Origin of the sequence: Schlesneria sphaerica (assembly GCF_044336245.1) — a bacterium.
Classification (GTDB): domain Bacteria; phylum Planctomycetota; class Planctomycetia; order Planctomycetales; family Planctomycetaceae; genus Schlesneria; species Schlesneria sphaerica.
Map to the genome: position 1 here is coordinate 5352208 of NZ_CP172346.1, position 17127 is coordinate 5369334.

Annotated in this window: 24 protein-coding genes; 17 read left to right on the plus strand and 7 right to left on the minus strand. The window is 54.7% G+C overall.

All coding sequences use genetic code 11. The features are described 5' to 3' along the window. Positions 1-409: 409 nt before the first annotated feature. The 3 genes from ACGY09_RS19345 to ACGY09_RS19355 all read right to left on the minus strand — a co-directional run bounded on the left by ACGY09_RS19345 (position 410) and on the right by ACGY09_RS19355 (position 1592). Complete coding sequence (locus tag ACGY09_RS19345; protein ID WP_397569041.1) at positions 410-559, minus strand: hypothetical protein; 150 nt, start codon at positions 557-559, stop codon at positions 410-412. Between the two features lie 73 nt (positions 560-632). Beyond that, positions 633-887, minus strand: a complete 255-nt coding sequence (locus tag ACGY09_RS19350) for a hypothetical protein (RefSeq protein WP_397569042.1) — start codon at positions 885-887, stop codon at positions 633-635. 441 nt (positions 888-1328) lie between these two features. Next, positions 1329-1592 (minus strand): transposase, encoded by a 264-nt coding sequence (locus ACGY09_RS19355; protein ID WP_397571891.1) that lies wholly within the window; start codon positions 1590-1592, stop codon positions 1329-1331. Between the two features lie 189 nt (positions 1593-1781). Between ACGY09_RS19355 and ACGY09_RS19360 the strand changes: the two genes are divergently transcribed. The 4 genes from ACGY09_RS19360 to ACGY09_RS19375 all read left to right on the plus strand — a co-directional run bounded on the left by ACGY09_RS19360 (position 1782) and on the right by ACGY09_RS19375 (position 4742). After that, the gene (locus ACGY09_RS19360) at positions 1782-2657 is read left to right on the plus strand and encodes a DUF3883 domain-containing protein (protein WP_397569043.1); all 876 of its coding nucleotides are present in this window, start codon (positions 1782-1784) and stop codon (positions 2655-2657) included. Between the two features lie 432 nt (positions 2658-3089). Further along, complete coding sequence (locus ACGY09_RS19365) at positions 3090-3968, plus strand: hypothetical protein (protein WP_397569044.1); 879 nt, start codon at positions 3090-3092, stop codon at positions 3966-3968. Between the two features lie 277 nt (positions 3969-4245). Beyond that, a complete protein-coding gene (locus ACGY09_RS19370; RefSeq protein ID WP_397569045.1) occupies positions 4246-4527 on the plus strand; it encodes a helix-turn-helix domain-containing protein in 282 nt (93 codons plus the stop codon). Between the two features lie 26 nt (positions 4528-4553). Continuing rightward, on the plus strand, positions 4554-4742 hold the full coding sequence (locus tag ACGY09_RS19375; protein ID WP_397569046.1) for a hypothetical protein: 189 nt from the start codon (positions 4554-4556) through the stop codon (positions 4740-4742). A 200-nt stretch (positions 4743-4942) separates the two neighbouring features. Here ACGY09_RS19375 and ACGY09_RS19380 read toward each other — a convergent pair whose 3' ends face one another. Then, positions 4943-5080: a hypothetical protein gene (locus tag ACGY09_RS19380; protein WP_397569047.1), complete on the minus strand. Its 138-nt coding sequence runs from the start codon at positions 5078-5080 to the stop codon at positions 4943-4945. Here ACGY09_RS19380 and ACGY09_RS19385 point away from each other — a divergent pair. From ACGY09_RS19385 to ACGY09_RS19435, 11 genes are all read left to right on the plus strand, one after another. Then, positions 5079-5972, plus strand: a complete 894-nt coding sequence (locus tag ACGY09_RS19385) for a hypothetical protein (RefSeq protein ID WP_397569048.1) — start codon at positions 5079-5081, stop codon at positions 5970-5972. The two genes, ACGY09_RS19380 and ACGY09_RS19385, sit on opposite strands and share 2 nt — an antisense overlap. After that, positions 5969-7318, plus strand: coding sequence for a replicative DNA helicase (locus ACGY09_RS19390; protein WP_397569049.1), 1350 nt, complete (start codon positions 5969-5971; stop codon positions 7316-7318). The genes ACGY09_RS19385 and ACGY09_RS19390 overlap by 4 nt, the downstream gene beginning before the upstream one ends. Positions 7319-7344: 26 nt before the next feature. Beyond that, entirely contained in the window at positions 7345-7701 is a 357-nt protein-coding gene (locus tag ACGY09_RS19395) for a hypothetical protein (RefSeq protein WP_397569050.1), read from the plus strand. 297 nt (positions 7702-7998) lie between these two features. Further along, complete coding sequence (locus ACGY09_RS19400) at positions 7999-8340, plus strand: hypothetical protein (protein ID WP_397569051.1); 342 nt, start codon at positions 7999-8001, stop codon at positions 8338-8340. A 1-nt stretch (position 8341) separates the two neighbouring features. After that, a complete protein-coding gene (locus tag ACGY09_RS19405; RefSeq protein WP_397569052.1) occupies positions 8342-8530 on the plus strand; it encodes a hypothetical protein in 189 nt (62 codons plus the stop codon). Then, positions 8527-8754 carry a hypothetical protein gene (locus tag ACGY09_RS19410; RefSeq protein WP_397569053.1) on the plus strand — a complete coding sequence of 76 codons (228 nt, stop codon included), beginning with the start codon at positions 8527-8529 and terminating at the stop codon, positions 8752-8754. The genes ACGY09_RS19405 and ACGY09_RS19410 overlap by 4 nt, the downstream gene beginning before the upstream one ends. A 240-nt stretch (positions 8755-8994) precedes the next feature. Next, complete coding sequence (locus ACGY09_RS19415; protein WP_397569054.1) at positions 8995-9891, plus strand: hypothetical protein; 897 nt, start codon at positions 8995-8997, stop codon at positions 9889-9891. Then, a complete protein-coding gene (locus ACGY09_RS19420) occupies positions 9884-10582 on the plus strand; it encodes a hypothetical protein (RefSeq protein ID WP_397569055.1) in 699 nt (232 codons plus the stop codon). Before ACGY09_RS19415 ends, ACGY09_RS19420 begins: the two co-directional genes overlap by 8 nt. A 610-nt stretch (positions 10583-11192) precedes the next feature. Continuing rightward, positions 11193-11765 (plus strand): DUF6171 family protein, encoded by a 573-nt coding sequence (locus tag ACGY09_RS19425; protein ID WP_397569056.1) that lies wholly within the window; start codon positions 11193-11195, stop codon positions 11763-11765. A gap of 26 nt (positions 11766-11791) precedes the next feature. Further along, positions 11792-12211: a hypothetical protein gene (locus ACGY09_RS19430; RefSeq protein WP_397569057.1), complete on the plus strand. Its 420-nt coding sequence runs from the start codon at positions 11792-11794 to the stop codon at positions 12209-12211. 271 nt (positions 12212-12482) lie between these two features. Next, a complete protein-coding gene (locus ACGY09_RS19435; protein ID WP_397569058.1) occupies positions 12483-12893 on the plus strand; it encodes a hypothetical protein in 411 nt (136 codons plus the stop codon). A 24-nt stretch (positions 12894-12917) separates the two neighbouring features. Here the strand turns inward: ACGY09_RS19435 and ACGY09_RS19440 are convergent, their stop codons facing one another. The 3 genes from ACGY09_RS19440 to ACGY09_RS19450 form a co-directional block, all read right to left on the minus strand. After that, complete coding sequence (locus ACGY09_RS19440) at positions 12918-13322, minus strand: type II toxin-antitoxin system death-on-curing family toxin (RefSeq protein WP_397569059.1); 405 nt, start codon at positions 13320-13322, stop codon at positions 12918-12920. Between the two features lie 294 nt (positions 13323-13616). Next, positions 13617-13961, minus strand: a complete 345-nt coding sequence (locus tag ACGY09_RS19445; protein WP_397569060.1) for a hypothetical protein — start codon at positions 13959-13961, stop codon at positions 13617-13619. 1398 nt (positions 13962-15359) lie between these two features. Next, positions 15360-15713: a hypothetical protein gene (locus tag ACGY09_RS19450; protein ID WP_397569061.1), complete on the minus strand. Its 354-nt coding sequence runs from the start codon at positions 15711-15713 to the stop codon at positions 15360-15362. A 321-nt stretch (positions 15714-16034) separates the two neighbouring features. Here ACGY09_RS19450 and ACGY09_RS19455 point away from each other — a divergent pair, with 321 nt between their 5' ends. Further along, on the plus strand, positions 16035-16652 hold the full coding sequence (locus ACGY09_RS19455; protein ID WP_397569062.1) for a hypothetical protein: 618 nt from the start codon (positions 16035-16037) through the stop codon (positions 16650-16652). After that, positions 16649-17119, plus strand: a complete 471-nt coding sequence (locus tag ACGY09_RS19460) for a hypothetical protein (RefSeq protein ID WP_397569063.1) — start codon at positions 16649-16651, stop codon at positions 17117-17119. Before ACGY09_RS19455 ends, ACGY09_RS19460 begins: the two co-directional genes overlap by 4 nt. Positions 17120-17127 lie beyond the last annotated feature (8 nt).

Here is a 17127-nt window from a genome sequence, read left to right on the forward strand (position 1 = left end):
TGTATCTCCCTAACCGATCCCGAAGGTCTGCTTCGTCGGTCAAGCCCCTGCAATCGAGCCGCTTGCCAAGACGGACGTGGAACGGAGGTTCGGTCGCATCGCTTAAGCGGCAGAACAGGAAATCGTCACTGAGAGGGTCATCACCAGTCGTTACGCATACGTCCGAAACGGACCTGCCCCGAAAGCAGGCGCGAGCTGAAGCTGGTGATGACGTTTTGAGTGTTCGCAGTCACATCCGCCATGTCAAGAATTGAGCACCTCCGCCTGATTGACGCAGAGGTCTGAAACTTATCGAAAATTCTTCCGAGCTACTTCAGACGCTGAGGACGGGATTCGACTCCAGTGCGCACATTGGAGTAATCCATGTCCGACTCTGCAGCACACTCCAGGCTGTCACGCCATGCACCAATCAATCGGTGGCTTCGACGCTGGGCTGTTCCGCATGCGCCTGCTTTTTCTCCTGGAAGTACTGACGAATAGTCTCGTTGGGATTATAGACCGTATACGTCAGTCGCGCATGGATAACATTGAACCCCACCGGTCCGGGTCGAAATGACAATTCTTGGAGTTCCTTTGCGGTCACCGCAAAATCAATAAACACTCGACTCTGGTACTTCTCAAATGACCAACCACTACTTCTCAAATGACCAACCACCAATGCGCGATCGTCCGTCATCGTAAAATTCACGGAGATCATCCCACGAACGTGGCCATTCACCGTTGTGATTGTCCATGTACAAGGTGACCATATCAGCGGCACCCCACTGGGCAAACTCATCGTCCATCTCGTATTCGTATTGCAAATACACAAATCGAGCAATGTAGAGAACGAATGAGCTCGCAACTGCGAACGAAAAGACCTTCACTCCCGCTCTAAAAACTTGCATCTTTCAGCGGTCCTTTCATTTGGTAACTTGAGGAGAAATCTTCAAAATGCCTGAAACGTATATCGTCTGTTTGATTCCACATTCTCAGTCGATCAAGTCAGAGAAGATAGAACGATTGCTCTCAAGATCGGTTGTCCCAGCAGTATGACGGATGAGCAATGAATATTGATTGAAGATCCTCAGGCGGTATGGCAAATCATCATTTAGAGTGGGCTGACTCACTTCGGCAGTCCTTTTCACCCGTAGACGCTGCCCACAAAGATTCGGCGCTGTCGACTGAATGAACAAAACTTGTGCAGAAGGTTACCAAGCTCCGTCCTGATCTTGCCAAGGGGCGACATTGACGACTACGCAGATGAGCCTCAACGGGGCAACGTCGATGTGCCGTTCGCTGGCAGTGACCTTATTTCCCTGCCTTGTATCCTCAATCCACCCCTCCTTCTACGGTACGAATAGACTGGCTGTCGATAGTGACCACACTCGGCGTCGGCTGCGTGCCAGCGGTCTGACGAACCTTTCGAGAAAGGGCGTCGTGGATCGAATTCCAGACTCGTCTCGACGCCAGCGCCAGAAAACGGTGTAAGCCATCTTGCAGAGGGGGTATTCGCGTGGAAAGGAACGCCACAGGCAACCGGTTTGATTGAGGTACAGAATCGCACCCATGAGGGCTCTGCGTTCCGCGGGCGGTCGCTCCGTCTTGGTCAGCTTGGGTGAGAGTTACTCAGTCACCTTGGATTGCTCATTCCTACGGCTGGTGGAATAATTTTTCACGGTCGTGACGGTTCCGTTTTCCTCGACCTGGGAGTCCAGGGATGCGGAGTCGTAGCGATTTATTACGTTGCAGGCAGTTTGAAGACTTAGTCACATAGAACTCGGTTCAATGGTGTCAAGAAAATGGATCTCAAGAAGGAGTCGCAGACAGCCAAAGCTTGGACGGCGAAAGAAGTCCGTTTGCTTGTGGCTGATTACTTCGACATGCTGCAATCAGAGTTGCACGGGAACCCGTACAACAAAGCAGAGCATTGCAGGGCACTCGCTCCTTCGTTGTCGGCGCGGACAAAGAACGCTATTGAGTTCAAGCACCAGAATGTCAGCGCTGTGCTGGTGGAGCTCGGGGTACCCTACATCGAGGGGTACAAACCTCTCAGAAACTATCAGTCAATCCTCGCCTCAGAGGTCGAAGCGTACTTAGACCAGCGGCCAAATTTGTTGCAGGAAATGGCTGTCGCGCCGACTTTAAACCCGACGGAGTCACCGGTCATTAGCTCTCGAAGTCTCAAGGATGTCATCATAGATCCTCCCGAAAAGATCTTTACCCCTAACGCGAATAGTAAGCCGTGGTTGTCTCGCAAAACTCGTAGGATCGACTTTGCGGAACGCGATGCCGCAAATCAACTGCTCGGAAAGCTTGGCGAACAGTTCGTGTTCGATCTGGAACGGCATCGGTTAAAGCTCGTCGGTCGAGATGACTTGGCTCAGAAGGTGGTCTGGGCATCGCGAGATAACGGAGATGGGCTCGGATTCGACATCATTTCGTTCGATGAAACAGACGACTCGGAAAGATTGGTGGAGGTTAAGGCCACGGGGCTCGGTAAGTTCTTTCCATTCTACGTTACTTCGAATGAAGTGCGATGCTCTGAGGATCGTTCGCATCAGTATCAATTGTTCCGCGTTTTTGACTTCGTGCGGTCGCCCAAGCTCTTCATCTTGAATGGATCATTGAGGCAAACTTGTCAGCTCGAACCTGTGTTGTATCGGGCTGGGGTATAAGGAAGTGCAATTGGGTGCTGCGTTGCCGACCGTAGAGGGGCGTTAAAACGAAAAATCCGCCACTTCCGAATTGGTCGGAGGTGGCGGATTTTTGTGTTGCGCTTGCAATTCGATGAATTTGCAAGGAGTGCCGAAGGTGGGACTCGAACCCACACGTCATTGCTGACACTGGATTTTGAATCCACATTCAGGGCTACGCTACACTTTCGAGGACTACGGAAAAGGCAAGAAACAAAGCCGTTTCTCTGCTATACTCACCGTGCTGATCCCGTGTGAAGTCGTGCCGTGGACATGGAATTGACATGGAACGAAAAGACGGGATGTCTGACAGTACACGCACCGACCACTAGGTTAGCTCCCGAAAAGCGATCCCCATTCGCTCCGTGGTCGGTGCTTTGATTCAATGGGGCTGGCACGCATGGGGCGGGCGACATGGAAGATGATCTGGCTGGAAGTTGCGTTGAATTACTGAGGGACGTCGAATGGCAGCGCACACCACAAGCGGAGTATGGACCACATCTGCCGTGGGGCGTTGACGAGCTGAAGGGATACGCTGAGAAGTTCGCATCGCACGTGATTCAGAGTCTTGCGGGAATGGGAATCACCTTCCATCCCATCCCGTGGACCGAATCCCCGCAACCCGAACACGAAGTTGTTACGCGAGAGGCTGCGAAGCGAGATCGGCTGCGGTGGCTGGATGACGCATTTCTCCGACTGAGTTCTCTGGTCGATGAACGCAAGGAACTGCCTCGCGGATGGGAGTTAGAACTTCCGAAGTATGCGTTGAATACGGCAGACGCATTCTCGCGGTGGCTCGGTGAAACGATTACAAGCGTGGCACGCGCAAACGATCTGTCATTCGGTCGATCTGCTGTCCGACACGCTCACCTATGGCTGCTGGCGAACGTCCCGGAAAACAGACCCGCATGGCCAGCAGATCCAGCGACGGTATCAGGCTGCATCCAAGAGTTGGAGCGGCTGAAGGTTTTCATTTCACCGCCGTCGGTAACGCCATCCCATGGATGCGATCCTTTACCGGAACCGCACCCGGACGGGCCAGAAGCTCCAAACAAGATTTGGATTAACGGAAAGTCTCGACAACTGCAGCCTAAAGCTTTTGCGATGATCAATTACATGTGGGGTAAATCTCAAGCCCATGAGTCTCACGTAATGAAGACTATGTGGAAACCGAACAAAGATCCGGTCGATGGCACGTTCAGTAATTCCGTGACGATGATCAATAACGCATTCCTTGAACTTGATTACCCGAAGTCACTCAAGAGAAGGGATGGTTTTTTGGTATTTGAGTGAGTCATGAAAAGATCACGAAGATTTCTAACTGTTCGTGATAAATCCATGAGTCGCGTCGACTATCGTCATCCCTGTCAGCAGTCACAAGCACTGGCACAGAGGATACGACGATGGATAGCACGCAGATTATTGAAATTCCCCCCACTAAGGTGGTGAGGGAGCGTCTCGCGTCAATAACGACGGAGGCAAGACTACTTCGCAAGGTTCTACGGATCGCGAAGTCGCGCGACGAAGCTAACAGTGAGCGTTTTGAAAGCGAAATGATCGAGGCCGCGTCATGCAAGTAAGCATCGACCCCGAATCATTCGCGCCAGTCATTGCGGCCGTGGTCGCGGAAACCATCGCAGCGATCCAAACCGACGAAGAACGGCTTGGCGACCAGATCGCATTCTCTGAGCAGAAAGCGGCTCGGCTGGTGGACATGGAGCCGCATCAACTTCGTGACGAACGACTCCGGGGCCGCATCGGTGCTTCACAGATCGTCGGTCGACGCATCCGATACACGAGATCTGACTTGTTGCAGTACCTGGCGCGGAATCGGTCTGAGCCAAGGATTTAACGGACTCGTTTTGAGGAGACTGACTAATGATCGATCGATTATTCGCGGTGCCGCAGTTGACGAAGGGTGCAATCAAGACAATCGAGCAAGCGGAATTGCGTGCCGTGGGCTCAACGTCGTTCGGTGCCTGGTTGCTGCAGAACGGATGGCGGCATTCGGAGTTATCGCCACTGCAAAGACAGGTTTTGCATGCGGCGTATTTGCGGGCCAATTAGAGCGAAAACCCGACAGGGCTGAATCTGTCGGGTTCGCATTGATCAACATTTGTCCGGGGAGGACATTCACATGATACGGACATCAAGAGCTGTCGGCAATACCTTACCGAGAGTAGTCAAGCACGGTCCTGTCTGCGTCGTCGTCGACTCGGCCATCGGGCTCACACCCGGAGTGCGGGCGATTTTGAAAGATGCGTCAATCAGACTGCGGCGACGGCATGGGCTTGATGCGTCTGGTAGTCGCGTCTCAGACGATTCACCAGCTTGCGGGCCTGTCCTGCTGGGATCAGTCTTGTCTGCGGTGCTACGTCGGTACGGTGTCGCCGGGGAGGTGTCATGAGTGGTGCCCCTGCGGACATTGGGCGTTATCCGGCTCGCCCCGCATTCTTCGCAATGAAGTTTATTCGGCTACTGGCGAAAACCTGCGTAGCACAAGAAATCGGGCCTACCGGGTTCGCCTTGCTGGTGACGATCGCAACAACAGAGGACGCTGCAGGCTATCGTCGTGCGGTGACGTTTTTTGATGGCCAATTGATGCCAATAGTGGGCGTCGATAGTCAAAAGTCACTCGCACGGGCGAGGATCAAATGCGTCGACGCTGGATGGCTCAATTACGAGCCTGGATGCCGTGGGCGAGCTGGCCGCTACTTCGTGGTAATTCCACCTCACGCAAGCGGGATTGATGACAATCCGACCGATGAGGGGTTCGATGATTCGCGGCGAATAACACGTAAAAAAGACGTGGCAAATGGCGTTGAATCAGAATACGAGGCGGATAACACGTATTTTTTACGTGGCAACGGGGACAAAGTGACGGGGCAAAGGGCAAACATTCTTCCTATTCCTATACCTAATACAGAGGGTGGCTCCAAACTGAAGAAAACGAAGCCACCAAAGGCGACCAAAGCCGCATTCGATCCTTTGTCAGCCGAGATCCCCGCTTCGCTCGATACTCCACCTTTCAGGCAAGCATTCAAAGCGTGGGCCGACTATCGCCGGGACGAGAAGAAACCACTGACGGAACTGTCAGCGAACCTCACGCTGAAGAAACTGGCTCCGCACGGCGCGAGTGTGGCTATCGAGAAAATCGAAACTGCGATGGCGAACGGATGGCAGGGTGTCGCGTTTGAGTCACGTGGTTCAGTTCAACGACAAAATCACTCCACGACCCCGAGAATTGTCCCCCTGTCTGAGATCCGCACGAATTCGCTGGGAGGGATCATCCAATGAGCGAGGCACGTACAAGACGCGGCGCTGCACAATGGCAGATCCCACTGGAGCGGGGAGTCATTCGGGCGGACTATGCCGAGAAACTGCTGGTTGGGACGGCGCTGGTTCGATTCTCTGAACTGCGTGACGTGGTTTGTGAGCTGGATCGATCTGCGGTTGTGAGCGATGCAAACCGGGCTGTCCTGTCAGCAATGGCTGAACTTGCCAGCGAACAGCGTCCAGTTGATGCTGCGACAGTCTGCGACCGTCTGACGGAATCGGGCAAGCTGTCTGAACTACCCGAGGGCCTCGCCTACTTACTGGAACTGATGGATCAAGCCGAGTGCTTTGGTTCCGAGCATGTTTCCGAGTGGGTCGGGATCATCAACAACAAGGGGGCGTTGCGAAAGTTTCAGAAGGGGCTTGAGGACCTTCGAAAGCTCGCTGAATCGGAATCGAGCATCGAGGGGCTTCGGGCGAACCTGTTGCGGATCGCTGAGGATCTTCCTCAAGTTGGGTATCGACGCGAAAAGTCAATGTCTGATGCGGTTGACGAGTATCTCGCAAGCCTCGCTGCTGGCACGGCAGAAACGATGCGCGTAGGGATTCCAGAGATCGACGACGCAATTGGCGGGATGGCCTTGGGTGAGTTGATCATCGTCGGCGGTCGACCCGGTCAAGGTAAGTCGCTCATCGGCTTGCAGACTTCTGAAAACGCGACCGGGCACGGGGTGCCGGTGCTGATCATCAGCGAAGAAATGAGCGCGATATCGCTCGCCAGACGGACGATTCAGCGGATCATGCCGACAGACGTTCATGGGTGGTCGAATGACGTTGAGCGACTGCAATTCGAGGCAAGACAACATTTCAACGGCCGGGCTCCGTTGTTGATCGCTGAGACATGCGGATCGGTTGACGTTGCAGAACGGGCCATTTCCGCAGCGGTTCGACGGCACGGGATCAAGATCGCGGTTGTGGACTACGCTCAACTGTTGAAGGGGGCTGGAGCAAGTAAGTACGAGCAAGTAAGCGACGTCTCGACACGGCTCAAGCGGGCCGCGATGAAACACGAGATCGTAGTCGTCCTGCTGGCTCAACTTTCAAGAGCGATCGAGGGACGACAGTCAGCGACCCCACAACTCAGCGATCTGCGTGATTCTGGCCAACTGGAACAAGACGCGGACATTGTCCTGTTTTGCCAGTGGCCTGCGAAGGCCGACCCGAACTATCACGACCCTGGCGAGTTTCGAGTCTATCAAGCCAAGAACCGCAGCCGTGGAATTCAGCGAGCAATCATCCCAATGCGGATCGATGCCGCACGCCAAACGATTACGGGAATTTATCAAGCAGATGAGCAGGTGTGGTAATTAACAACTAACCGAAGGAAAGAAGCATGGCAAACAAGACGCACGTACAAATCGAACCGGAACAACTCCGAGTCAACGGTCAGATGATCGCTGTCGTCGATGCGAGACGATTACACGAGCAACTCGGGACCGGGATCAGTTTCGATGAATGGCTTGAGTCGTTCGCGAAGAACTGGGAGGACGACCCCGCGAAGTTCGAACTGACGTTGTACCTGGCCGCAGACGGTCGGCTGAAGTTCTCGGAATCGGAAGCCAAGAACCGAACGATCCTAGACCGTGGTCCGGTTGGAAAAGCATATCGCGACTACCTTCTCGACAGGCATTCCCCTGGTGATTCAATCGCCGGATTCGAGGGATTATTCAAACCGAAGGGGAAGCCATGACCCCGCCAAAATGCAGCGGCTGCGGCGAGATATCAAGCAAACCCCAGTCCGGCAGATGGAACTGTCAGCGGTGCCGATGGATGAACGTCTCTGATGAGACCGGGCAAACGAAGCCAATGATCAACATCGGGAAAGCAAACGGAACGCGGCAGGGGCGATCCTCGCGAAGATTCAAAGGGGCTCGACGATGACGGTCACACCAGAGGGTGGGGTTCACACCGGAAGCGACTCCGGGAAACCGGGGCGTAGCGACCAGCGAGGTTTCGCAACAAAGTGAGTTTGAACAAGGAGCACAGTTTGAATCGAGACACACCCAGCGGGCCGATAATGCGGGAATTGCTCGCACACTTGAACGAAGCGACGGAGCCAGCGGAGTTTGATGACTTCGCGGCGAAATTGGTGATCGTGGCGACCGGATGCACACCGGAGATCGAACGGTATCGCGCTGCTCGCAGCATGACTGCGGAAGCCCTGCTCCCCACCTGCGACGTTCGCTGCTGGAGCGGCAATAGCGTGCTCCGATCGGAGAGCCGGACTTTCTTGATGGACCTGGCCGACATGCTTGATGACGCATTCGGGACTGACGAGGAAGAGTCTGACGACGAGGACGAGATCATTAACCCACATGGAGTTATCTGAGATGACCACATCGAGAAAACTTTATGCCGTTCCCGAGGTCCCAACGGCAGCATTGAAGGCGGACCAGCTATCAGGGATGCACATGGACTTTGATGCTTGGCTCATCGCACACAATTGGAAGCCAGACTCATTACGACCTGCACAGCGTGCGGCACTCCGCAATGCCTATCAACAGGACGTTACCCGATGAGACAGCGATCATGGTCATGGGCATTGCTGCTGGTGCTGGTGGCATGGTGCTGGGCGATCGGCTGTTGCGACCACCAACCGACGATCGGACCAGCGCCACCACGGCTACTGATCGAGAACCGCAACGAGGTCAACATCGGACCTGATCACACAACATCGAAGCAATCGATCGAGGTTCGACGGGACGGGCAGGTGATCCTGCGGCATGAGGGGGCGGGACCATGAAGGATAGGTTCCTGTCGGTCCTACATCACTTGTTACTGCACACGAGACCGTCCGTGATTGCAAATGTCACCCCCACCCCAAGCGCACTGACTCTTACTCATTATCGGCGAGAACTTAAATAAAAACCCGGTTCGGGAGAGGTCGTTTAGCAGTTACATGCCAACACCCACCCAATGGGACCCGCGACCATCATACGACCGGCAACTGACCCCAACCAGACGAATTCAAGAGAGGTAAGCCATGCTGAAACGAAACCCTTATAGAAGGATCCTATGGCTAGACCCAGACACGGGCGAGCGGAAATGGATCAAGGCGTATGAGCGTCCCGCACCGAAGATCGTGCGACCCTGGCGTTTCTCGTGGGCACGGGAGCGACAGAAGCTGATCGACACGCTGAAGCCAATGATCCGGCACGAGTTGAGGGAGTCGAAGTGCAAACGGTTGTATGTGCTGGGTGAGAATGAGATCGGCCTGCGATGGCATGACAATTTGTGCGGGATCACTTCTCAGGACCTGGCCGACACCTTGCGTCCACAGATCGGGCCACAGTGGCGAGGCATCGGGCCTGCATTCTGCCTGCGTGATGATCCCCCATCATCGAGCGACGATTACGACGGCTGGTACTCACGGCTGTTGCAAGTCGCGGGGCACGAACTGGCGCACTGTATCGGGTGCTTTCCGCACTGGTGCGTAAGCCATCCCTACGTTCGACAAGAGACGAAATTTCAGGTTTTCAAGGAAGACACCGAAGCCGATCCAGGCACCCTTCCAGAATACGCGGATCGTCCGAAGTGGGTTCATCACGACTGGCGATTCATCCGGTTGGCGATGCACGTTTCAGGCCGACTGATCGAGGCAACGAAGCTGCGGCTGCCGCTAGTCCAATTGCTGGCGTGGGACTACTTCGATTACAGCGACCCGTGGCAGTATCTCGCGGCGGTCAGCGACGAAATTCAATCGATGAAGCACTTGCCACTGAGCGCGATTTCGAAGTCAGAGCCACCGCGACGACTTCTCGAACTTTGGGCCAGCGACACGGGGCACGACCCTGTAACTCTCAGTAAACCAGCGAGCGACCCAATTCCGGGCGATCGCACTTTAGCTGCATCTCAATGGAAAGGATGCGACCATGAATAACGGAACGACACTTCGGGACAAGCTACTTCAAGAGGAGTCAACACGAAAGGCACAGCGGGAACTGCTGCGGCAGCAGGTTATCGGGGCCTACGTTCGTGCGGAGGATGTGAGTTACGAGGATCTGGAGCAAAGCGGCCTGACTGTCGCGGATCTGGAGGAGTTCAAGCTGTCGATCGATCGTCGGCGGGATCTGCGGCGGAAGATGGATCTGGTCGCAGACGCACAAGCTGAGATCACCCAGCGTGCGAAGGATATTGGCGATCTGGTGAAACAGCGGGATCAGGTGATTGAAGAGTTCAACCAGCAGATCTACACCCACCAGTGTGGAACGTCGGACGCACAAAAGCGGGTGGCCGATGGTAAGGCGGCACGGGCTGAATTGATCAAGGGCTGTCGTCACCCAGAGGCACTTGCCAAGATCGGGGAGCTGGAGCGGCGCTGTGCTGATCGGGCACGGGAACACCAGTCTCTCACAGAGCAGATCAAGCATACAAAGCACGCCTACGATGACTGTCAGAACCGATTGACCACAGGGGCTGACGCGGTGATTTCAGCAAGGGCTGTGAGACTCGAGACCGAACTTCAGACGCTGGACCAGCGGCGGCTGGAACTGGATCGGCTGTTCGAGGCACAGAAGGTGGAACGACGCGAGATCGAGGAGACGCATCTCTGCGACCCCGAAAAACTCTGACCACCGATCGACACTGACCCATCCCAATTCGGCACGCGATTGCCGCTCAAGTGTTGTAGCTTCCGACACATCCGCCATCCAGCCTATCGAGATGACGCCAAAACCTTTCAACAGCGGGCGCGCTGGGCATCGAGGGCACGCATTTTCAATTCAACGGCGGGCGATGTGCTCGCCACATTGCGGAAGGAGTATCAGGTGCCGAATCCCGGCGAAACGATCACATTTAGCGACTGTCCCTGCTGTCCCAGTTCGAGCAGTTCATCGGGTGAGGGGCCTTGCACAATTCCAGTGCCGGGAGCGGGAACCACAATCACGCTAACGACGACCGGAACACCATTCCCAGACGGGTCAGTGATAACAGTTCCGTGGCAGGGGACCACGTTCGGGATACCAACATGGCAGCGGCGGATCGGGAATAATTTTTACACGATTCAGACCGACCACTTAGCGTGCTCAATGGAAGGCGGTTTTTCAATTTACAGTCCGGGGCTGACGTTGCAAGCGTTGTACATCTTCAACCGACTTCGACCATTCAACGGAATGTCGGTCAACTACCGGCACTCTACTACGAACGTCCCAACCTACGACGTAATTATCTCATGGTGATAGCATGAAACAGAGCGAATACGATGAGGCGGTCGCGATATACGAAGCTAACGACGGAATCATCGCTCATGGCGGATCCGAGGAGTCGCTGCGGAACAGTCTGCACGTTGCCGATGCGGCAAGACGGCAGGGCAAGTTTAAGCTCGCAGAAACGATCCTGAAGCACACGTCGACATATCACGGCAGCGGGACGGAGTTCATCCGCAACGCTCTCTCAGAGATCCAGCGGCGGTGCTCGCGGCAGGATGCAACTGGGGTGGTGCTTGAGGTGGTTCCATTCCCTCCCGGCTCCACTGGTCCCACACAGGAACAGCAGGATCTGGACGCGGCGATGGCGAAAGCTCCCAGCCTGCTGGTTAAGGGCGTGAACTTCGGGAAGGCGTGGGCGTGGAATGCGTTCAACGGATTCCCCCGCAGCAGTGAAGCACTGATCAAGAAGCGTTTGGCAATCTGTCAGGCGTGCCCATCATTCGAGGACGAGCACTGCAAGTTGTGCGGGTGTCGATGCGAACTGAAGAACCATTTGATGAACAAATTGGCGATGAAAACGGCTGAATGCCCACTGAAGAAATGGTAGTCCCACACTTTCAAGGAATCGAAACTATGTACCTGTCGAAAGAACCCCGCCAAGTCAATGTCGGCAAGCTCACCGACGATGCTCTCGTTGTGATCCCAAGTCTGATCCCGTCAAGGGGCTGCCTCAGCCAGTGGATTAACTCAGCGATTGCTGACGAGAAAGCCTATCGTGCCGTGAATGAGACCGACCCGGAGCGGTATGCACTGCTGGACGTTTTACGGTGGTGCGACGGCTGCATCGGGGCCGCGTTGATGACGACGCACGTTCAATCGTGTGGCGATCGTAGCACGCCTGTATCTGCGTTTTTCTTCGACCTGCACGACTGGTTTGTCCAAGTCGCGTTCCAGCGGTTGAAAGCCTATGAGGCACTCAACCCCAAGCAGTCGGAAGGAGTATCTGTTTCCGGCTCCGAGTCGACTGCAGGATTGTGTATCGGGAACAACTGAAGCTGACCGGCGTAGGTCGGGGGCGGGGCTGGTTTAGTGAGTGGCCGGCCTCGCTTTTTGTCACCTTTTGGTGACAAATCTGGACCATCGGCTGGAGCGGATCACGACATTTTTCAGGGAGCGAAACCACCATGCCGAGACGATCACGAACACGGGGCTTGCGATGCGTGGCGATCGTTCGCGGCAAGCAATGCGGCGGATTCTCACATGTGATCAATACAGTTCACGATGACGCGGGCACGAAGACAATGAGACACCGGGAGTGTTTGAAATGTGGAGCACGGCAGACGACGAGAGAAACGCCATTGGGGCCAGTGAGACCTGCACGACCACGGCGGAAGCTGAAGCGGTGATCACCAATGCGGAACCACTGACGCGGAGACGGAAGCCGATCTACTTGCCATCACCAGCAGAGATCGAAGCGGAGTGCCGAAAGATTCGTTCCGAGTGGTCCCACAGTGAGCGGATCACCCGGCGAAAGATCGGTGCTCACGACCTGGATGAGGGACCATGCCACGAGACCAACGAGTCGACCCGAGACCGATCGTGTACCACGTCATTCAGTGTCCGCGTCGACGATGCCGGGGGGCTGACTGTCCCGTCACATCAAGCCGACGGCCTATTCGGTGGCACAAATGCAGATCGTGCGGATATTGCTTCAAGTCTGTTGAAGCCAAGTTGATTCTGGCGGAAGGACGATCGCCAGTCATACCCAAGCAGTGACTTCGATGGTCGGGATCATATGGGTCCGGATCCATTCGCTGAGTTGTTCGCGGCCCACATTACCTGCGGCCACTTCCAGAATCAGTTGTTCCGACTCATCCACACTCGCGTGCAGTTCATATCCATTCAAAATCAAAAACGTTTCCATCGCCATGTGCCCAACTCGCTTGTTTCCATCAGTGAATGGGTGGTTTTTGATAAGCGAAAAGCAGAGCGATGCCGCTTTTAATTCGATGCTCGGGTAAAACTCAACTCGGCCAAAGCCACTGGAAGGCATGGCGATGGCCGAGTGAAGAAGATTCTCATCACGTATACCGGCTATACCACCAAATTCGGATATGCTGAGATTATGGAGCTCGACGACTTCATCCGCCGTCAAATACCGCATCAGGCCAACCGGCGATAAAGTTCGCGATTCTTGTTTAAGACTCGCTGGGTGGCATGCTTAAATCCTTCGTTGATCGAATTGTGACAGTTCCGTTGAGGATCAACGGGGGTGGACGATCCCACATTGCCTGGAACTTTATGCCCGGAATTGTCAGCTGCGACGTTGGAGAGATTTTGGCAGACCACAGGCGGCACCATTACTGGGTAAGTGTCACTGAGGGACAATGGCATCATCGCATAATTCGGCAAATTGTCTGCTTCGCATGGCCGAGCAATGACGCATTTGTAGAAGATATCAGTTTGCTTCAAGTTGTGCGTCTGAGGTGTTTGCATCTCTTATTTCCTTCAACGCCGAAATTTGTCTCTGTAACAAATCTGCAAATTGTTCCGCTTTGGCAAAGTTCATGACGACGCTGGTCATTGGGTCTGCGGTAACCTTGAGTGGCGTTCCGGTTGCATCTGTGGCACTTGGCAGCAAGATTGGCGGTCGAAGTTGAAAAAAATGCAAGTAAACAACATCTAAATCACCTTGGATCAACATTTGATTGCAAAAGTGACTTGGCCCAGTCGGTGTGGGATATTCGATGCCAAATTCTCGCAGTCCTTCATTGGAAGCGATAGGCTGTGGATCAATCGTCATCTCTCACACTTCAGAAATACACACGAATTGACAATCGGTAGTTGCATTCCACCGTCATCAGCAATTCAAAACATGCTACGCTGAAACCACACGACAAGCAATTGCATTCTTCCAAAGACGCCCAAATGAACAATCGGCGAGCAGAACATCTGCGGGTCCTTCCAGCACTCACACACGGCAAGCGGGTGCTCGTGCCCGTCAGTTTGATCTGTCAGAACTTTTCAAACCGGGTAATACTACATCAGCCAAACTTCGGGGTAGGGGGAATTTGCGCCTTCCGATCACCTTGTCTCAGTGACAACGGTTCGCGAGGATCACTTCTCCCGCGTTCCGACTGATCCCCCCGATAGAATCATCGTCGGAAATCTCAGGGGTGGAAATCGCGTTTATCGCGTTCGGTGCTGATTCCGGTAAATTTGCCGGGAACCGATTTTTGTCACCTTTTGGTTACATTTTCGATCGGTGATCCCAGCAGGACCTGGCGGTGAGGGTTCTCGAAACCCTTCTGCAAAGCAGAGGCTTTTTCCGAGTATCGCGCCGACCAGCGCAACAAATGTAACGCAATTTCCGTTACATCAGCGTTACATCGACCTGATCCCCAACGGTTGATAAGTTTCTCAACCGTCCGGGTGCTGGCCTGCGACACTTCCGCCGATCCCCTTCAAGGGGGAGCCGTTAATAGTTTTAGTAACGGTGAGATGGTGCTGTCGGTGGTGGGATTGCCTCGTTTCCCCCTTGGAAAAACCACTCACCCTAAAAGGGGAGTGCTGCGGTGGCGTTCGAGATCCCCACGACTGATCACGGATCTGTGAATCGACCTGCTCTCAGGTACTTCCATTCAAGGGGGGGGGAACCATGCTGGTGATTGAGTTGTCCACATTTCCGTGGAAAACCGCGTGGCTCTTGAAAGGTGGAAACGGTTACCACCTTTGGGGAGACCTTTGGAACTACCTTTAAAGGTGTCATCGGATGACGCCGACAGTGAAGGGATCACCACTCCCCAAAACTGATGAGTGCTCGAGCACCCTCAAAAGCGGACCAAGACGACCTTTCGCAAAGATTAGCGAAAAGTCCACCACAGCCTGTCGACACCCGTAAGGAGCTGGCAACGATATTTGATTCATAGCAGTCTGAACCAAATCGGGGGGCTTGCTCCACAAGAATATGGATCAAGTGGTCGACGTTCCACAGGATTGTGGAGCGATCACTGCCGGGGTGAGTCCCCAATTGGGGACGACTTGTTCAGTGGTTTACCTGTACGGTTTTGTCACCAAAAGGTGACAAAATTGGGGTCACGTCGATGGGGTGGCGTGTAGAGAAAACCGTCGACGAATTCAGCGACAGTTTCCCGGCGATGGGGAAAAAACTGCCGCTAATGTTAGCGACAGTTTCCGGCGATCACGTCCCAGGTCGTTTCGGGGGCCTCTTGGCTGCGGCCTTCCGCTTCCGGTCGTTGTACTTCCTCTGAAGCTCAGCCTTCGACTGAATCCCGTTCAGCCATGCACGTAGCTGGGTTCGTGAATCGATATTCGTCTTGCCGACCCAGTCGAGAACTGCTGGCAGGTGAAAGTTCTCATTCGTCGACCCATGAATCAGAACATGGGGCATCTTGTGCGAGCGAAGAGTCTCAGCGAGATCACTCAATACGGCAGCGGCATCGCTCAGTTCTTTGGCGATGGCCTCAAACTTTTCAGGGGAGTGTTCTTCGCGTGCCATGCCCAGATTAAAGCGATGAACGAAGTGGTTAACCATGCCGTAATGTTTTTTTGTTCGACTTTTTGTAAGAACTGGTTGACAACGACGTTTTTTCTTTTTACTTTCTCGCCTACCACACAAGACAGCAGCGAGCGACAACACTCGCGACCGAACAATCAGAATCAGATCATCGACCCCCGTCGAAATGTCTTGTGTGGTTACAGGCATCGGCGGGGGTCGTTTCATTCTCACTGACCGGAACGCAAAGACGTTTCAGGTCGACCGCGAGTTCTAGACACGGTGTTTTCACGTACCAGCACGACATCAGCGCTACCGTTGCGCTCGGTGCCTGGCCTTTCTCACAAGGGAGTCTCATTCATGGCGACGCTTACACCCGTTTTTCACGCTGCGGAACGTCCGGACTTTACGGGCCACGTCTTGGACGACGAGCCAACCACGACGACGATCAATGATGCTGCGACGATCGTCCATCAAACCCCGATTACGGTGGAGCAGGCGGAACAATCGATCGAGCGGATGAAAGCCAAGCGGCCGTCATACTGGAAGGACTCCCCGACCTGCGGCACTGTCACGATTCAGAATGTGAGCTGGGAACCCGCCAATTCACGCGACGTTCCCCCCAGCGTCACCGATGAACTCGGTATGGAACTGGCCGGGCAGTATGTGCTGCTCTACAACCAGAGCGACATCAGTAGGAGAAAGCGACGGTGGGCCGTTCTGACCAATCGGGGATCGGTGGTAATCCTGTCTGGCATCTCCCCTCAGGATCGACCAGCAGACCCGGCTGACTTCCCTCCGTGCGTTCAAGCGGGCCTGACGTTCCGGGCGGCTGAAGATGCCGCAAACCGGGCCAACAAACCCCGCTATGACCTGGCTCGCATCCCCCGCCAATGGACGATCAGCCTGCGGCGTGCTGATTCCGTGACCGATCCCAAACTGGCCGACCAGCCAGCAGAAGGGACGGTGACCCCATGAGACAGAGAGTAAAGCAACGACTGCGCCGTGAACTCCTGGCCGCGTTCCCCCGCTGCTACGCCTGCAACTGCGAACTGACGGAGGAACCGGATCAGCCTAACTCAGCACACCTCGTGAGGAAGTTCCTGTCATGTCCCAGTCATGTCAAAGCGGTTCGCAAGCTCGGTCAGTTCGGTGACGAGGAGGCTGTTCTGGTGCTGACCAAGAAGGCGGTTGAGTTTCTGGACAAGTACCACACTCGCCAATCGTGGTTCGTCGACGGCATCGAATATGACTGCGAAAGGCGTGCAGAACGTGCCGCACAATCGCTGGCAAAGGCGCTTGGCTGTCGCGTCGACATCATGGTCGGCAGAGATTCCCGAACGGCAAGAATCGTGGAGATCGTTCGTCCGGGGGACGACGCCAACATCCGGGACGATTCATTCCATCGGGATCGTCGCAGAAGGATCGAGTTCTCCCGGCAGTAGTTCCAATT

What these genes read in the sequence shown, in the direction of transcription:
- ACGY09_RS19460 (WP_397569063.1), top strand. Translation starts at nt 16,649, where the DNA reads ATGAGACAGAGAGTAAAGCAACGACTGCGCCGTGAACTCCTGGCCGCG.
- ACGY09_RS19350 (WP_397569042.1), bottom strand. Translation starts at nt 887, where the DNA reads ATGCAAGTTTTTAGAGCGGGAGTGAAGGTCTTTTCGTTCGCAGTTGCG.
- ACGY09_RS19455 (WP_397569062.1), top strand. Translation starts at nt 16,035, where the DNA reads ATGGCGACGCTTACACCCGTTTTTCACGCTGCGGAACGTCCGGACTTT.
- ACGY09_RS19435 (WP_397569058.1), top strand. Translation starts at nt 12,483, where the DNA reads ATGTGGAGCACGGCAGACGACGAGAGAAACGCCATTGGGGCCAGTGAG.
- ACGY09_RS19440 (WP_397569059.1), bottom strand. Translation starts at nt 13,322, where the DNA reads ATGCGGTATTTGACGGCGGATGAAGTCGTCGAGCTCCATAATCTCAGC.
- ACGY09_RS19375 (WP_397569046.1), top strand. Translation starts at nt 4,554, where the DNA reads ATGATCGATCGATTATTCGCGGTGCCGCAGTTGACGAAGGGTGCAATC.
- ACGY09_RS19430 (WP_397569057.1), top strand. Translation starts at nt 11,792, where the DNA reads ATGTACCTGTCGAAAGAACCCCGCCAAGTCAATGTCGGCAAGCTCACC.
- ACGY09_RS19370 (WP_397569045.1), top strand. Translation starts at nt 4,246, where the DNA reads ATGCAAGTAAGCATCGACCCCGAATCATTCGCGCCAGTCATTGCGGCC.
- ACGY09_RS19385 (WP_397569048.1), top strand. Translation starts at nt 5,079, where the DNA reads ATGAGTGGTGCCCCTGCGGACATTGGGCGTTATCCGGCTCGCCCCGCA.
- ACGY09_RS19390 (WP_397569049.1), top strand. Translation starts at nt 5,969, where the DNA reads ATGAGCGAGGCACGTACAAGACGCGGCGCTGCACAATGGCAGATCCCA.
- ACGY09_RS19445 (WP_397569060.1), bottom strand. Translation starts at nt 13,961, where the DNA reads ATGACGATTGATCCACAGCCTATCGCTTCCAATGAAGGACTGCGAGAA.
- ACGY09_RS19380 (WP_397569047.1), bottom strand. Translation starts at nt 5,080, where the DNA reads ATGACACCTCCCCGGCGACACCGTACCGACGTAGCACCGCAGACAAGA.
- ACGY09_RS19360 (WP_397569043.1), top strand. Translation starts at nt 1,782, where the DNA reads ATGGATCTCAAGAAGGAGTCGCAGACAGCCAAAGCTTGGACGGCGAAA.
- ACGY09_RS19395 (WP_397569050.1), top strand. Translation starts at nt 7,345, where the DNA reads ATGGCAAACAAGACGCACGTACAAATCGAACCGGAACAACTCCGAGTC.
- ACGY09_RS19415 (WP_397569054.1), top strand. Translation starts at nt 8,995, where the DNA reads ATGCTGAAACGAAACCCTTATAGAAGGATCCTATGGCTAGACCCAGAC.
- ACGY09_RS19425 (WP_397569056.1), top strand. Translation starts at nt 11,193, where the DNA reads ATGAAACAGAGCGAATACGATGAGGCGGTCGCGATATACGAAGCTAAC.
- ACGY09_RS19410 (WP_397569053.1), top strand. Translation starts at nt 8,527, where the DNA reads ATGAGACAGCGATCATGGTCATGGGCATTGCTGCTGGTGCTGGTGGCA.
- ACGY09_RS19450 (WP_397569061.1), bottom strand. Translation starts at nt 15,713, where the DNA reads ATGGTTAACCACTTCGTTCATCGCTTTAATCTGGGCATGGCACGCGAA.
- ACGY09_RS19365 (WP_397569044.1), top strand. Translation starts at nt 3,090, where the DNA reads ATGGAAGATGATCTGGCTGGAAGTTGCGTTGAATTACTGAGGGACGTC.
- ACGY09_RS19405 (WP_397569052.1), top strand. Translation starts at nt 8,342, where the DNA reads ATGACCACATCGAGAAAACTTTATGCCGTTCCCGAGGTCCCAACGGCA.
- ACGY09_RS19420 (WP_397569055.1), top strand. Translation starts at nt 9,884, where the DNA reads ATGAATAACGGAACGACACTTCGGGACAAGCTACTTCAAGAGGAGTCA.